This is a genomic window from Devosia sp. FJ2-5-3 (assembly GCF_029201545.1).
GTDB lineage: Bacteria > Pseudomonadota > Alphaproteobacteria > Rhizobiales > Devosiaceae > Devosia.
This window is the reverse complement of record NZ_CP104007.1, coordinates 363,062-378,079: the sequence shown is the minus strand read 5'-3', so window position 1 is coordinate 378,079 and position 15,018 is coordinate 363,062. Positions and strand designations below refer to the sequence as shown.

The window sequence follows — 15,018 nt, the reverse complement described above, 5'->3', positions numbered from 1 at the left end:
CCCTCTCCCCGGCGTCATTCCCGCGAAAGCGGGAACCCCTGTTGACCGGCTTCCGAGCAGGACCTCCGCTCCATCGCGTCTCAGGACAGAAGGCGTGGTGAGGGGTGCGCGGAGCCCCTCCCTGGGGATCACGGACAAATAATTATCCGCCCAAATTCGGGAGCCACCATGCCTCCCTCCCTCGACCAGGGGGAGGCTGGGAGGGGGTCTCCCTAAAAACTAAGTCACCGCCCCATCCGCCACCAGCACCTGCCGGCGACAGGTCTGGGCGATCTTCTCGTCATGGGTCGAGATCAGAAACGTCGTCTTCTCGTTCTCGTTGATCTCCTTGATCAACTCCATCACCTGCGTCGCCGATTCCCGGTCGAGATTGCCCGTGGGCTCGTCGGCCAGCACCAGTTCGGGCTGGTTCATCAGCGCGCGCGCAATGGCCACGCGCTGCTTCTGCCCACCCGAGAGCGCGGTGGCCAGAAAATCCATGCGATGGCCCAGCCCAACCCGCTCCAGCAGTTCCTCGCCGCGCCGACGCGCCGAAGCCGTCTCCCGCCCTTCGCGCACTGCCATGGGAAAGATGACATTTTCGAGCGCGGAGAAGTCGGGCAGCAGATGATGGAACTGGAAAACAAAGCCGACGTGCCGGTTGCGAAACTCGGTCAGCGCCGCATCGGACGCCCGCGTCAGTTCTTCCCCCAGCATGGTGTAGGAGCCCGAAGTTGGCCGCAGCAGCGTCCCCAAAATCGTAAGAAGCGTGCTCTTGCCCGAGCCGGACGGTCCCAGCAGTGCCGCGAGTTCCCCCTCGTCGAGCGTCAGATTGAGCCCGCGCAACACGCGCGTTTCCGCCTCCCCCTCGCCATAGGTCTTGACCAGATCGCGGACCTCGATCAGCGCACTCATTGGCCGATCACCGAAACCGGATCGACCCGCGCTGCAGACCGCGCCGGCAGGATGGAGGCAAGGATCGCCCCGATGGCGGTAAGCGCAATGGCGAGCCCATAGGCCCCCTGCCGCACATCGACCGGCAATCCGCCGGGCGGGGCCAGTTCGGGCACCGGAAACGGCGACAGCGCTGCATAGCCGAGACCCGCCCCGATCAGCCCGCCCAGAATGCCGATCAGCGCTCCCTGCGTCACGAACACGAAAATGACGAACCGCCGGCTGGCCCCGAAGGCCCGCATGATCCCGATCTCCGGCCGCCGCCGATAGGTCGAGAGCAAGAGCGCGCTGGCCACGCCGATGACGATGGTGATCAGCGCAAAGGCCTTGATGAGATCGCCCGAACTGGCCTGCGCCCGCAGCCCGTCGAGCAATTGCGCATTGCCTTCCGTCCAGGGCGTTGCGTCGAGCCCGGTTTCGGCCTCGATCCGCTGCGCATAGGCCACCGCCGCATTGAGGTCGGTCAATTTGACCTCGATCCGCGAAATCCCCTGCGGCATCTCGAACAGGGTTCGCGCCGCCGCGATACTGACAAAGGCCGCACGCCGGTCGAGTGCATCGACGCCCAGCTCGAAAATCCCCGAAATCACCAGCGAGCGTTCCTCGCCCCGGTCCGACTGCATCCGCACGACCTGGCCGACGCCGATACCGAGATCGTCGGCCAGCGCCTTGCCCAGGATGACGCTGTTATTGGCCAGGAGCGTATTGCCCGCCACCAGCCCCTTTTCGAGATTGGCGATAGCGGAAACCTTGTCCGGCTCGACCCCGGTCACGCCCACCGGCGCGGTGACCTGGCCGCGCACCAGAAAACCATTGCCCACGATCTGTGGCGAAACGGCCTTTACTCCATCCATGCGCTCGATCAGCGGCAGGAAGGCCCCGGCCGTGCGCAATTGCTCGCGCTGGTTGGACGCCTGTTCGACCACGAGATATCCCGGATCCTCGGGCAGGATCAGCCCGGCGCTGCGGCTCGGCGCTTCGACGGTCACATGGGCAATGTCGCCCACCGTGCGCTGCACCAGAAACACCGCCAGCCCGCCGATCAGGGCGCTCATGAAGATGAAGACGAAGACGCCCACCGCCACGCCGGCGATGAGCAGGCCCGTCTGGGCCTTGTTGGCGGTGAGATAGCGCATGGCGATCTTGAGCCCGTAGAGCATGGCCTATTCGACCTTCACTTTTTGGCCCGCCGCCACCGCGCCCGGCTCGAGCACCACGAGATCGCCTGCGCTCAGCCCCTCGGTCACCATCACCCGCTCCGCCGGCCAGTCGGAGAATTCGATTTTGCGCGCCACCACGACATCGCCCTCGACGACGAAGACATGGCTCTCGGTCGCTTCGGTGATGATCGCCCCGCGCGGAATGGACAGGGCCTCCTCCACCTCGGCGACGATGATATTGGCATTGACCGTCAGGCCCACCGGCAAATTGGTCGGATCGTCAAAGGCGATCTTGACCATGCGCCCCCCGGTCGAAATGTCGACGCGCGGGGCCGCGAACACCACGCTGCCATGGCTGGGGACGCTATTGCCCACCGGCTGCAGCAGCACTTTGAGCCCCTCCTCGATGCGCGACGAATAAAGTTCGTCCACTTCCGTATCGACCAGCAGGGTCTCGATATCGGCGATGGTGAAGAGTTCGGATTGCAGGTCCACCAGCTGCCCCCGCTCCACCGAACGCGACAGCACCACGCCACTGAGCGGTGCGGTAATCGAATATTGCTTGAGCGCGGTTTCGGCCTCGTCGAGCGCGGCGCGCAGCCGGCTGACCTCGGTCGCAGCCGCAGTGAGTGCCAGATCGGCATCCTCACGGGTCGAGCGCGAGGCATTTTCGCCCAGCGCCGTGGCGCGATCGGCCGTCGCCTGGGCCTGCTGCTGGCGCACGATGCCGGCCTCGAGCGCCGCGCGCGCCTGGTCGAGCAGCGCCTTGGGCCGCGCCACATCGAGCTGCACCAGCACCTCGCCGGCCTTGACCACGTCACCCTCGGAGACATTGACCAGCAGCGCCGGTGCCGAAACCGCCGAGCGCACCTTGACCTCCTCGCGCGGCACGACCCGGCCATTGACAGCCAGAAGCTGGGACATCGGCCCCATTTCCAGCCGCTCCACCGCCACGCTGAGGGGCTTTTCCTCCCACGGCCGCGCGATGAAACCATAGACCGCACCCGCCGCCAGCACGAGGACCAGCACAAGCCACTTGCCCCATTTCCGCTTGCGCCGGGAGGATGGGCGAGAGGATTCCGCTTTCGAAGGTGCCGCCATGGCCTGACTATCTCACTTGTAACGCTGCTCTTGATACGCCGCCCGGGCTCAAACGGTTCTCGCCATCGGCAAAATCCCGCGGTCGCGCGCCTCCTGATTTCTATCACACGAAGGTGTGATTGCTATCATAGGAAGTCGCTTCCGCAGCCGGCCTGCTGCCCCATAACCGTTCGGAACCGAAATGGTCCGCTGCCGTTGCGGGCCTTGGAGGTATGCTATGGAACTGATCTTGGACACCGCGCCACCGGCCCGGACAGAGGAATTGACGCGCCACGGCCCGCTGCTTGGCGCCGATGGCACCACATTCCGCCTCTGGGCCCCCGGCGCAAAGGATGCACATCTCGTGCTTCGCGGCAAAGAGCCCATCCCCATGTCCCGCGCCGGAGACGGCTTCTGGCAGGTCACCGCCCCCGGCATCGGCCCGGGCACGCGCTACAAATTCCAGATCGGCGATCTCACTTTCCCCGATATCGCTTCCCGCCAGCAGGATGGCGACGCCACCGGCTGGTCCGTGGTCCGGGCTCCGCTGCCGCCCTCCCCGCGCAAAACCCCGCTCCGCCCCTGGCACGAAACCATCATCTGCGAAATCCATGTGGGGACCGCCTCGCCGGAAGGCACCTTCAAGGGTCTCGCCCGGCGCCTCGAGCATTTTCGCGATGCCGGCTATACCTGCCTTGAAATCATGCCGCTCAACGAATTCCCCGGCAAACGCAATTGGGGCTATGACGGCACGCTGATCTTTGCCCCCGAAAGCGCCTATGGCACGCCCGAGGACCTGCGCGCCCTCGTCGATCGCGCCCATGCGTTGGGGCTCTGCATGGTGCTCGACGTGGTCTACAACCACTTCGGCGAAAACGATAATTTCGTGCCCAGGGTCGCCCCCGAATTCCTCACCGACGAGATCGAGACCCCCTGGGGCCCCGCCGTCGATTTCACCCGCCCTATGGTCCGCCAGTTCTATTACGAGAATGCCCGCATGTGGCTCGAGGAGTATGATTTCGACGGCCTGCGCTTCGACAGCGTCCACGAAATGGGCACCGAGTGCCGCGATCTCTTCCTCATCGAGCTGGCGCACCACGCCCGGCAGGCCAAGCACCACGCCAAGCTCATCCTCGAAAACATGGACAATACCGCCACCTGGCTGGCGCGCACCCCGGACGACGAGCCGACGCTCTATGCCGCCCAGTGGAATGACGACATCCACCATGTGCTCAACCATCTGGTCACCGGCGAGCAGAAATATGGCTATGACGATCCGGCAAAGGACCCTTATGCCGATCTCGAAAAGGCTCTTGCCGATGGCTTCGTCCATGATGGCGAAGTGGACGGGCAATCCGATGGCACGACGCGCCACGAGCCGGCCAGCGTGCTGCCGCCCGATGCCTTCATCACCTATGTCCAGAACCACGACCAGATCGGCAATCGCGGCGATAACAAGCGCCTGCCCGAACGCATCTCGGCCGAAAAACTCGACTTCCTCTATTTCGTGACCCTGCTCGCCCCGCAGATCCCGCTGCTGTTCATGGGCGAGGAAGCGAGCCTGCGCACGCAGTTTCCCTTCTTTGTGGATCTGCCGGAACCCGCCGCCCAGGCGGTCCGCGACCAGCGCAACCGGCAGATGAAGGACATGTTCAAGGAAAAAACCCCGCCCCAGGGCCTGCCCGATCCCAACGCCGTCCAGACATTCGAGATGGCGCAGATCAATTGGAACGATTTTTCCGCGCCCGAGGCCGTTGCCGCATTGGAGCGGTTCCGCGAACTCGTCGCCTGCCGCCGGCACAAAGTCTGGCCCCTTGCCGCCAGTGTCTGCCTCGACGCGCGCACTGCCCGCCAGGGCAATGGCTTTATCGTCACCTGGCAATTCGAGGCCGGAACCTATGCCATGGCGCTCAATCCGCAGGACCAGCCGATCAGCCTTGCCTGCACGGTCGATCGGCCCGAAGTCAGCACCGGCACTTATGAGATCGAGGGGAATACCCTCCGCCTCGGCCCGTGGTCAGCCATTGTCTGGTAGGGGGCCAGATGGCTGAGGCCGCTCCCCGCCGGGTCCATCTTTGCATCGACGTCCAGACCATGTTCGCCACCGACACCGAATGGCACGCGCCCTGGCTCGACCGTACCCTTCCGGCCATCGAGGCGCTGGTCGAGCGCGACCCCGCGCGGACTGTTTTCACCCGCTTCATTCCCGCCCGCCGGCCCGAGGAAGCCATTGGTGCCTGGCAGGATTATTATCGGCGCTGGCCATCGATGACGGGGGAAAAGCTTTCCCCCGAAATGATCGATCTCGTCCCCAGCCTGAAAAGATATCTGCCGCCCGCCCATGTGCTCGACAAATCGGTTTATTCGCCCTGGCTCGGCACCCCGCTTCACGCGGCCCTCCAGAAGCGTGGCGTCGATACGCTGATCATCTCGGGCGGGGAAACCGATGTCTGCGTCATGGCGGCCATCATTGGCGCCATCGATCTGGGCTACCGCATCATCCTGCCCAGCGACGCCGTCTTCGGCTCGGCCGACGAGACCCACGACGCCGCCCTCACCCTTTTCCACTCCCGCTTCGGCCAGCAATTGACCACCTGCTCCACAAGCGAGTTGCTCGACAACTGGAAGGAATTTTCCTGACCGGCACCGGCGCGCGCCTCCCCTTCGCCATCGGCGCCTCTGACGCACCGCTCCCCCTGCTGGCTACTGACGCGGATTAGCCCGGTCCGGACAGACACAGAGGCGTGCAACCAAGCCCGATCCCTGTCCGTTGTCGGCGGGCAACGGAGACACATTCATGTCCACCAAGAAATCGCGGCACGCGGTCCTCCCCGGGGACCATCGTCGTCTGGGCGCACACTGGGACGGCGAGGGCACAAATTTTGCCCTGTTCTCCGCCTATGCGTCCCGGGTTGAATTGTGCCTCTTCGACAGTACCGGTCAGATCGAAATCGAGCACATCACCCTGCCTGAATATACCAATGAGATCTGGCACGGTTACGTTCCCGGTGTCGGGCCGGGCACGCTCTACGGCTATCGCGTCCATGGCCCCTATGAGCCCGCACATGGGCACCGCTTCAACCCCAGCAAGCTCCTGCTCGATCCCTATGCGCGCGAGATCGTCGGCGACGTCCAGTGGAACCCGGCCCTCTTCGGCTACAATGCCGATGCCGAGGACAAGGACCTCTCCTACAACGATGCCGACAGTGCCCCCTTCATGCCCAAGGGTCGGGTCATCGATCCCAGGGCCTATGATTGGGCCGGGGACACCAAGCCGGGCATAGAATGGGCGAAGACCATTTTCTACGAGACCCACGTCAAGGGTTTCACCCATCTCCATCCGGCGATCCCCGAGGAACTACGCGGCAAGTTCGAAGGCCTGGGCCAGAAGGAGATCATCGACTACATCAAGTCCACCGGCGTCACCTCGGTGGAACTTCTGCCCATCCACGCCTTCCCCGACGATGACTTCCTGCTGCAGAAGGGCCTGCGCAATTTCTGGGGCTATAACACGCTCGGCTTCTTCGCCCCGGCCAATCGCTATTACGGCCCCGATGGGCTCAATGGCCTGCGCAACACCATCCGCGCCTTCCACGATGCCGGATTGGAAGTCATTCTCGACGTGGTCTACAACCACACGGCCGAAGGTAATGAGATGGGGCCGACGCTCTCCTGGAAGGGCATCGACAATTTCTCCTATTACCGCACCATGCCCGGCGATCCGCGCTATTACATCAACGACACCGGCACCGGAAATACCGTCAACACCAGCCATCCGCGCGTATTGCAGATGGTCACCGACAGCTTGCGCTATTGGGCCGAGGACATGCATGTCGATGGCTTCCGCTTCGATCTCGGCACCATTCTGGGGCGCGAGCCCGAAGGCTTCGACCAGCGTGGCGGCTTCTTTGACGCCGTTGGCCAGGATCCCGTCCTGTCCCAGGTCAAGCTCATCGGCGAACCGTGGGATATCGGCCCCGGCGGCTATCAGGTCGGCGGCTTTCCGCCCGGCTGGGCCGAGTGGAACGACAAATATCGCGACACCATCCGCGACTATTGGAAGGATTCCGATCACACCGCCCAGGATTTTGCCGCCCGTTTCACCGGATCGGGCGATGTCTACGATTTGCGCGGCCGCCGGCCCTGGGCCAGCGTCAATTTCCTCACCGCCCATGATGGCTTCACCCTGCATGACCTCGTCTCCTATAACGACAAGCACAACGAGGCCAATGGTGAGGACAATAACGACGGCCACAACGACAATCGCAGCTATAATTACGGCGCCGAGGGCGAAACTGACGACGAGAACATCGTCGCCATCCGCGAGCGGCAGAAGCGCAATTTCCTCGCCACCCTCTTCCTCTCTCATGGCACGCCCATGCTGCTGGCCGGAGACGAGTTCAGTCGCACCCAGTTCGGCAACAATAATGGCTATGCCCAGGACAGCGAGATCAGCTGGGTCCATTGGGACCATAGCGACAACGCCAGATCGCTGACCGATTTCGTCCGTCGTCTCATCGCCATCCGCCAGGCCCAGCCCCTGGTCCACCGCGAGAACTGGCGCGATATGATGAGCGTCACCTGGTACAATCCGGGCGGCGGTGAACAGCAGACCGCCCATTGGCTCGATGGCGGCGCCACGACACTCGGCCTCCGGCTGTCCCGCGACGACCTCAAAGGTCAGGACGGCATCTGGTGGGAAGTGGTGATCCTCTTCAACCCCCATGACGGCGAAGTCGACTTCGTCCTGCCCGAGCGCGCCGACAAATCAGACTGGATCACCGAGATCGACACCGCCGCCCTCGAAGACCACCGCGCCACCCCCACCCGCGGCACCATCAAGATGGCCCCAAGGTCGCTCCTCCTCCTCCGCTGACATTTACTTGGGACGAAAACCCGTCCCCACCCCACCCACCGGCAGATCCCTCCCCCTATCAGGGGGAGGCCAGGTGGGGGTAAAGCCGCACCCACAAACCATTGGCCCTCTGCCAAGTCATGACCACGCCGTGGAAACTCATCCCCTCCCACCCACCGGCAGATCCCTCCCCCTACCAGGGGGAGGCCAGGTGGGGGTAAAGCCGCACCCACAAAAGCGGTGTCGCAAAACCTCAGGCGCTCGCCGCGTCCGGGGCGGCCACACCCGGCAGCGCACCCACGCCACCCATGGCTTGCATGTCGACGAGGCTGGTCTTGTCCAGCACCTCGGCAATGGCGTTTCGCACTTCGAGCATCAGATGGCGCACCCGGCAGGTGTCGACATCGCAATCATGGCAGGGTTGGAAGCGGGTCTTGCTGGCGCAGGGGATCGGGGCCAGCGGCCCGTCGAGCACGCGCACCACATGGCCGATCATGATCTCCTCGGCCGGACGCGCCAGATAATAGCCGCCATACTTGCCTTTTCGCGAATAGACGAAACCGGCATTGCGCAGCTCGGCGAGGATCGCGTCGAGGAATTTTTTGGGGATCGCATTGGTGGCGGCGATATCGCCGACCATGGCAAGGTCGCCCGGCTGGAGACCGGCAAGATGACCGAGGGCCTTGAGCCCGTATTTTCCCTTATTGGTCAGCATGTCTGGGGACCCTGCAAACAGACGCCGCGCAGGTTCTGCGCAGCGTGTTCATAATGTCCATTGAACTGCTGGACAAGGGTGTGCCCGATTTCGCAACCGACGGGTCGCAAATGCTAACAGTCTGCTAACCAACGCGCCCGTGATGCGACACTTTGCGGATCACGCAATCGAAGCGTAAGCCGCCTCGATGATCGCTGCCGCACGCGGCCCGATATCGCCGCCATCATGCATCTTGTTGGTCGTCCAGCACAGCGACAGACCCGCCACCGGATCGGCAAAAGCCTGCGAGCCACCGGCCCCGGAATGCCCGAAAGCCTCGGGATTGGGGCCCATTGGCCGATGCGGCGGGGAGTTGAGCATGAAGCCAACGGCCATGCGCAGCCGGCCCTTGTCGGCATTCTCGCCCCGCGCCCGTTGCTCGGTCACGAATTGCGCCAGCATCTCCTTGCTCACCAGCGGCTTTTCGCCATTGGGCCCAGGAGAGATAACGGCATTGTAAATCCCCGCCACGGCCCGCGCCGTGCCATGTCCGTTCACGGACGGAATTTCGTTTTGGCGCCAAAGGGTTGAGTTATAATCCTCCTCGACAGGCACCGCCTGCCACATGCGGTAGGCCACCGAATCCCGGGGCTCCCGCTTGGCGGCGTTGACCACATTATTGGCCGAAGCCACGATCGTCGCACAGCGCGCCCGCTCGGCCTCGGACATGCCGATGAAATAGTCAAACCCGCGAGGCGCACAGATTTCTTCCCGGAGGAAAGTGCCCAGCGTCTTGCCCGTCACCCGGCGGATCAGCTCACCGGCGATAAAGCCCAGCGTCGAGGAGTGGTAGACCTGCTGCTCGCCCACCGGCCAGAGCGGCTTCTGGTTGGCGATGGCTGGGATCATCCGGTCCCAGTGATAGAAATCACCGGGCTTGGCGAGATCGGTGACAGGGATCCCCGCCAGATGGCTAAGGGCTTCCCGCACCGTCACTTTTTCTTTGCCCTCGGCCGCGAACTCCGGCCAGTACTGGCTGACCGGGGCATCGAGCGAGAGCAATCCGCGATCGGCCACCATGGCCACGCAGATCGCGGAAATCCCCTTGGCGACCGACATCATCAGCGTGATGGTATCGGCCTGCCAGGGGGCCTTGCTTGCGGCGTCCCGGGTTCCCCCCCACAGATCAACGACAAGCCTGTTGCCGTGGTAGATCGCCACGGCGCCGCCAAGCTCTTCACGCTGCGTGAAATTTTCGCGAAAAGCTCTGGCGACCGGGGCGAAGCGGTCATCGGCAAAGCCGCTGATCATGGGAAGAGAACCGTTGGACATGGCGATTAACCCGAGATCACTTCCTGCTGCATGCGCTGGGTAATTTCGGTGAACTGGCTCTGGATCGACGGCCAGTCGATGCGCAGCAGCTGGTCCGCCGGGGCAATCTTGCTGGCCACGGCCGGGTCGAGAACCGCCTTGGAATTGGTGACGCCGGTCGGCATGGCATTGCCGAAGGCAGCCTGCTGTTCGGGCGCCAGGGCGAAATTGACGAACTCGAGCAGGAGGTCGCGGTTCGGGTGGTTCGCCGGCACGTGGTAGGACAGGACGCCCATCGGTGCGCCTTCAGACGGAATGACGAACTTGCCCGGCACGCCGCCATCGATCAGCGCATGGGAGCGGAAGCCGCCAAAACCGGCAGCCACACCGGCTTCCTTGCGCTGGATCAGGCCGTCGACTTCGTTCGAGGTGTTGAACCAGCGGGCGATATTGGGCTTGAGTTCCTTGAGCTTTTCGACGCCCTTGGTCCAGTCCGAGCCATCGCCGGCGAGCTTTGCGGCGATCATCACGAATTCATACATCGAGCCGGCCGAAGCGGCAGGCGCGAGGATCTTGCCGGCCAGGGACGGATCCCACAGATCGGCCCAGGACGTGATCGGCTTTTCGACCATGTCTTCGCGGTAGAGGATACCGTAGTCGACATAGTTGAAGCCGACGGCCTTGTTCTCATAGACGTCCCGGAAGATCGGGTGCACGTCTGCCAAATTCGGCACGTCGTTCGGGGTCAGCTCGAGGAAGAGGTCCGGCACGCGGATGGCGCGCATGGCGACCGGCAGCGAGAGGAACGGCAGGTCGATTTCGGGATCGTTGCGATTGACGATCGCATTGTTCAGCCATTCATCGGCCGAGCCGTATTTGATGACGAATTCAACGCCATGCGCGGCGGCAAACGGATCGAGCACGATGCGGCGATAGTGCTCTTCATAAGCGCCACCGAACAGCGTCGTCACGATGGTCTTGCTCTGCGCACGCACGATTGCGGGGAAGCCGGTGATGAGGCCCGCAGCAGCGGTCGTTGCCAGGAAATGGCGACGGGTCAATGAGATAGGCATTATTCTTCTCCCTTAAATATTCAGTAGTCGAATGGCCGAGCGATCGAAGGTCACAAAAACCGCGTCGCCGGGCTTGAAGCTGTCGGCCGAGGTGGAGATGCGGGCCACAATCGGCCCCACCGAAGTGTCGACAACAAAGGCGTTCTGCTCGCCAAGATAGGTCAGCGAATTGACCGTGCCGGCGATCCCCTCGCCCTCCTGCGCGCGCTTGAGCGCGACCCGCTCTGCGCGAATGGCAAAGCGGGTAGGACCAGTCCCCGATGGCGCGCGTGCATCGGCAAGGACACTCGTGTCGCCGATACGCAGGCGTGTCTGCCCATCGGCAACGCCTTCGATCGTGGCATCGAGAATGTTCTGGAACCCCATGAAGCTGGCCACGAACTCATTGGCCGGGTTCTCGTAGACCTCATTGGCCGGCGCGATCTGCTGGATCACGCCACCCTCCATCACCGCGACCCGGTCGCTGAGCACCACGGCCTCTTCCTGGTCGTGGGTGACAAAGATCGCGGTAATGCCGAGCTCCTTGGTGACGCGGCGCAGTTCCACCTGCAGCGCCTCGCGCAGCTTGCGGTCGAGCGCCCCAAAGGGCTCGTCGAGCAGCAGTGCCGTTGGGTTGGTGACGATAGCGCGGGCGATGGCAACGCGCTGCTGCTGACCGCCGGACAGCTCGTGCGGCATGCGGCTGACATAGGCATCTAGCCGCACCAGCGACAGCGCCTTCTTCACCCTTTCCTCGCGCTCGGCGCGGGCAACACCCTGCATCTTGAGCCCGAAGGCCACATTGTCCGCCACGCTCATATGCGGAAACAGCGCATGGGACTGGAACACCATGGCGATATGGCGCTTGTGGATCGGCGTGCGCGTCACGTCCCGCCCTTCGAGGACAATGCTGCCCTCGTCGATATCGGCGAGCCCGGCTATGGAGCGCAGGAGGGTGGTCTTGCCGCAGCCGCTGGGGCCGAGCAGCGTGACCAGCTCACCCTTGTTGATCGAGAGCGAGACATTGTTGAGCACTTTGAGGCGCCCATAGCTCTTGGAGATGTTCGAACAATTGAGTGCAGTCACGGACTATGCTCCCAGCGTCTTGCGCAGACCCGCAAAGCGCTCGAGCGCAATTGCGACGACAAGAGCCATCACGATGAGGAGGGTGGAAACCGCAGCAACCGACGGGTCGAGATTATATTCGACATAGCTCATCAGGCTGAGCGGAAGGGTGTTCATCCTGGCATTGGCCAGGAAGAGCGAGATCGACACATTGTCGAACGAGATGACGAAGGCAAAGACCATGCCCGCGATCAGGCCCGGCGCAAGGCCTGGCAGGGTGACCAGAAGGAAGGTCTTGATATTGTTTGCCCCGAGGGTCCGCGCGGCCTCTTCAGCCAGGGGATCAAGCCGCATCAGGCTGGCACTGACCGTGCGCAAGAGATAGGGCAGGACGATCAGCACATGCGCCACGATCAGGCGGGTGCTGCCGCCGCCAAAGCCGATGCGCGACGTCGCCAGGAGGATGGCCAGGCCGATGACGACCGATGGCACCACGAGCGGGGCGAGCAGGATCGTCTGGAACACCTCGCGACCCCTGATCGTGCTGCGGGTAATGGCCAGTGCGGCGACAATGGCGAGTGGCGTCGCGATTGCGGTCGAGACGACGGCCAGCCACAGCGAATTCCACGCGGCAGACAAGAACTCGGGCTTGGCGAGCGCGAAGAAATACCAGCGCAGCGTAAAATTCTGCGGCGGGAATTCCAGGATCTCGCTGGTGCCGAACGAGCTGAGGGCGATGACCACGGTCGGCGCGAGGATGAAAGTGAACAGCAGGGCGACAACCACCCCGAAAAGGATGCGGCCCATTATGCACGCCTCCGTGAAGGAGCCAGAAGATTGGTCAGCGCCCCCAGGCCGAAGACGGCACTGGCCGCCACGACCAGCAGCAGGAACGCCATTGCCGCGCCTGCGCCCCATTCATAGAGGCTGACAAAATTCTGGTAGATCAGGGTGGTGATGAAGTTCGGCCCGCTCGGCCCAAGCACGGCTGGCGTCACATAGGCCGAAATCGACAGTGAGAAGCAAAGGGTGACACCCGCCCCGATCCCCGGAACGCAGAGCGGCAGCAGCACGTGCCACCAGATGCGCGCCCGGTTCGCCCCGAGAGACGCCGCCGCTTCGCTGACGGCCATGTCGATGCGGTCCAGAGCCGCCACCAGCGACAAGACCATGAATGGCAGGACCACGTGCACAAGGCCGATGCCGATGGCGAGATCGGTGTAGAGCAGCTTGATCGGCGACTGGATGATGCCAAGGGCGATGAGCGCGTTGTTGATCACGCCATTCTGCCCGAGGATGACGATCCACCCATAGGAACTCGCCACCATGCTGACCAAGAGCGGGGACAGGACGACGATGGCGATCGGCGAACGCCAGACAGCCGGCGCGCGCCACATCAAGGCGGCCAGAGGAAACCCAAATACGAGCGCGGCCGCCGTTACGCCCAGCGATATGAGAAATGTCTTACCGGCAACGCCCAGAAAAAAAGAATCTGTCAACAGGTCAGAGAAGTTGCTCAGGGTTGGTCCCTGCAAGTCCTGAACTGCAAAGTCGCCGGTTAGCGTGCTGAAATTAAGTAGGTAATATAGGGGTATAGCCAAGCACACGCCGAGCAGCGCCATTGCGGGCACGAGCAAGACCGCGGCAAGGCGGTTTGACAAAAATGGCATTAGGGACTCCTCGACACCGAAGTTTCCCTATCAACAGTCATCTGTCAACAGTTTTCATGTAATCCTTTGTGACGCCCCGAAATTCGAGCAGGTGACGATGTCAGACCTTGCTGCAGCCCCTCATGCCTCCGCATGAACGAAAAACGGGCCCGAATAGCGTTTCGGGCCCGTCAAAGCTAACAGTCTGCTAACCAATTCGCCGCCAATGCGACACTTCTGTCAAAGCCCCTGGACGGGACCATAAAGGACAATTCCCGCGTCATTCACACGACGGGACAATTGCCCGCGCAGGGCCAGATAATTGGCCAGCGCCGGCATCATGTGGGGCATGCGGCTGCGCAGATGGGCCAGCGCCCTGTCGGAAAAGACGAGCGGAACCATGTCTGCGCAGCTCATCCACTCGGTCACCACAGCCTTGACGCGCTCGAGCCGCGCCAGATGGCCCTGGCGGATCCGGGTGATCGTCGCGCCGAGCGGCAGCTTCTGGCCATGCCCGGGCAGAACCATGGTGTCCTCCGGAAGGGCCTGCATTTGCTCAAGAAAATCGAGATAGGCGCCCATGGCGTCATAGTCGGGATCATCGCTCTGGACCACGATTTGCGGTCCCGACCCGGAGAGCAGCTGATCCCCGGCAATGAGGATTTTCCGCCCGCGCGAATAGAAACAGGCAGGCGCCAGGGAGTGCCCGCCGCCGATATGGACCTCAAAGCCAATGCCCCCGAGATCAACCTGGTCGCCATGGGCAAGAGGCTGGAAGCTGGTCGGAAAGGGCGCCATGACCGAATAATCCGACGGCAGCCGCGCGAGGCTGGCATCAAAGCCATTCCGGGCCCAGAGAGCCTGGAGTTCCACCAGTCGCTGGGCCGGCGTCATCCCGGTCAGCCGCACGGCATCGGCATGTTCAACCGCATTCATCAGGAAGCTCGCACCACTGCGCGCCAGCAGCGGGCCGGCCTGGCCAATGTGGTCGATATGCATATGGGTGCAGACGATCTGGCGCGCCCCACTGGCCCAACCCTCGTCTATCTGAGCCCAGACCTGTGCCGTTGCCGCATTCGGCAAGCCGGTATCGACAATGGCATGATTGCCCTTTTCGCCGATGAGCAGCGCGTTGACGCCGCCAAAGGCCGGCATGGGCAGGCGAAGGCTTCTTATGCCCTCGCCCCATTCTTCGACGCCCTCTCCCCCCGACACGCCC

General features: G+C 63.2%; 13 protein-coding genes. 3 read left to right on the top strand and 10 right to left on the bottom strand.

Annotated elements, in window-relative coordinates; genetic code table 11:
* Positions 1 to 219 precede the first annotated feature (219 nt).
* The 3 genes from N0P34_RS01910 to N0P34_RS01900 are packed head-to-tail and all read right to left on the bottom strand — an operon-like array spanning position 220 to position 3,194.
* A complete protein-coding gene (locus N0P34_RS01910; protein WP_275605341.1) occupies positions 220 to 894 on the bottom strand; it encodes an ABC transporter ATP-binding protein in 675 nt (224 codons plus the stop codon).
* Entirely contained in the window at positions 891 to 2,093 is a 1,203-nt protein-coding gene (locus tag N0P34_RS01905; RefSeq protein ID WP_275605340.1) for an FtsX-like permease family protein, read from the bottom strand. The genes N0P34_RS01910 and N0P34_RS01905 overlap by 4 nt, the downstream gene beginning before the upstream one ends.
* 3 nt (positions 2,094 to 2,096) lie before the next feature.
* The gene (locus N0P34_RS01900; RefSeq protein ID WP_275605339.1) at positions 2,097 to 3,194 is read right to left on the bottom strand and encodes an efflux RND transporter periplasmic adaptor subunit; all 1,098 of its coding nucleotides are present in this window, start codon (positions 3,192 to 3,194) and stop codon (positions 2,097 to 2,099) included.
* A 217-nt stretch (positions 3,195 to 3,411) separates the two neighbouring features.
* Between N0P34_RS01900 and N0P34_RS01895 the strand changes: the two genes are divergently transcribed.
* The 3 genes from N0P34_RS01895 (at position 3,412) to glgX (ending at position 8,049) form a co-directional block, all read left to right on the top strand.
* On the top strand, positions 3,412 to 5,208 hold the full coding sequence (locus N0P34_RS01895; RefSeq protein ID WP_275605338.1) for an alpha-amylase family glycosyl hydrolase: 1,797 nt from the start codon (positions 3,412 to 3,414) through the stop codon (positions 5,206 to 5,208).
* Positions 5,209 to 5,216: 8 nt separating this feature from the next.
* Positions 5,217 to 5,813 carry a cysteine hydrolase gene (locus tag N0P34_RS01890; RefSeq protein ID WP_275605337.1) on the top strand — a complete coding sequence of 199 codons (597 nt, stop codon included), beginning with the start codon at positions 5,217 to 5,219 and terminating at the stop codon, positions 5,811 to 5,813.
* 157 nt (positions 5,814 to 5,970) lie between these two features.
* Positions 5,971 to 8,049, top strand: coding sequence for a glycogen debranching protein GlgX (glgX, locus tag N0P34_RS01885; RefSeq protein ID WP_275605336.1), 2,079 nt, complete (start codon positions 5,971 to 5,973; stop codon positions 8,047 to 8,049).
* Between the two features lie 232 nt (positions 8,050 to 8,281).
* Here the strand turns inward: glgX and N0P34_RS01880 are convergent, their stop codons facing one another.
* From N0P34_RS01880 to N0P34_RS01850, 7 genes are all read right to left on the bottom strand, one after another.
* On the bottom strand, positions 8,282 to 8,743 hold the full coding sequence (locus tag N0P34_RS01880; RefSeq protein WP_275605335.1) for an Rrf2 family transcriptional regulator: 462 nt from the start codon (positions 8,741 to 8,743) through the stop codon (positions 8,282 to 8,284).
* A gap of 159 nt (positions 8,744 to 8,902) precedes the next feature.
* The gene (locus N0P34_RS01875; RefSeq protein WP_275605334.1) at positions 8,903 to 10,054 is read right to left on the bottom strand and encodes a serine hydrolase domain-containing protein; all 1,152 of its coding nucleotides are present in this window, start codon (positions 10,052 to 10,054) and stop codon (positions 8,903 to 8,905) included.
* 5 nt (positions 10,055 to 10,059) lie between these two features.
* Entirely contained in the window at positions 10,060 to 11,106 is a 1,047-nt protein-coding gene (locus N0P34_RS01870) for an extracellular solute-binding protein (protein WP_275605333.1), read from the bottom strand.
* A gap of 12 nt (positions 11,107 to 11,118) precedes the next feature.
* Positions 11,119 to 12,171 (bottom strand): ABC transporter ATP-binding protein, encoded by a 1,053-nt coding sequence (locus N0P34_RS01865; RefSeq protein WP_275605332.1) that lies wholly within the window; start codon positions 12,169 to 12,171, stop codon positions 11,119 to 11,121.
* Positions 12,172 to 12,174: 3 nt separating this feature from the next.
* Positions 12,175 to 12,957: an ABC transporter permease gene (locus N0P34_RS01860; protein ID WP_275605331.1), complete on the bottom strand. Its 783-nt coding sequence runs from the start codon at positions 12,955 to 12,957 to the stop codon at positions 12,175 to 12,177.
* Positions 12,957 to 13,649, bottom strand: coding sequence for an ABC transporter permease (locus N0P34_RS01855; RefSeq protein ID WP_275605330.1), 693 nt, complete (start codon positions 13,647 to 13,649; stop codon positions 12,957 to 12,959). Before N0P34_RS01855 ends, N0P34_RS01860 begins: the two co-directional genes overlap by 1 nt.
* A gap of 390 nt (positions 13,650 to 14,039) precedes the next feature.
* Positions 14,040 to 15,014 (bottom strand): MBL fold metallo-hydrolase, encoded by a 975-nt coding sequence (locus tag N0P34_RS01850; RefSeq protein ID WP_275605329.1) that lies wholly within the window; start codon positions 15,012 to 15,014, stop codon positions 14,040 to 14,042.
* Positions 15,015 to 15,018: the final 4 nt, after the last annotated feature.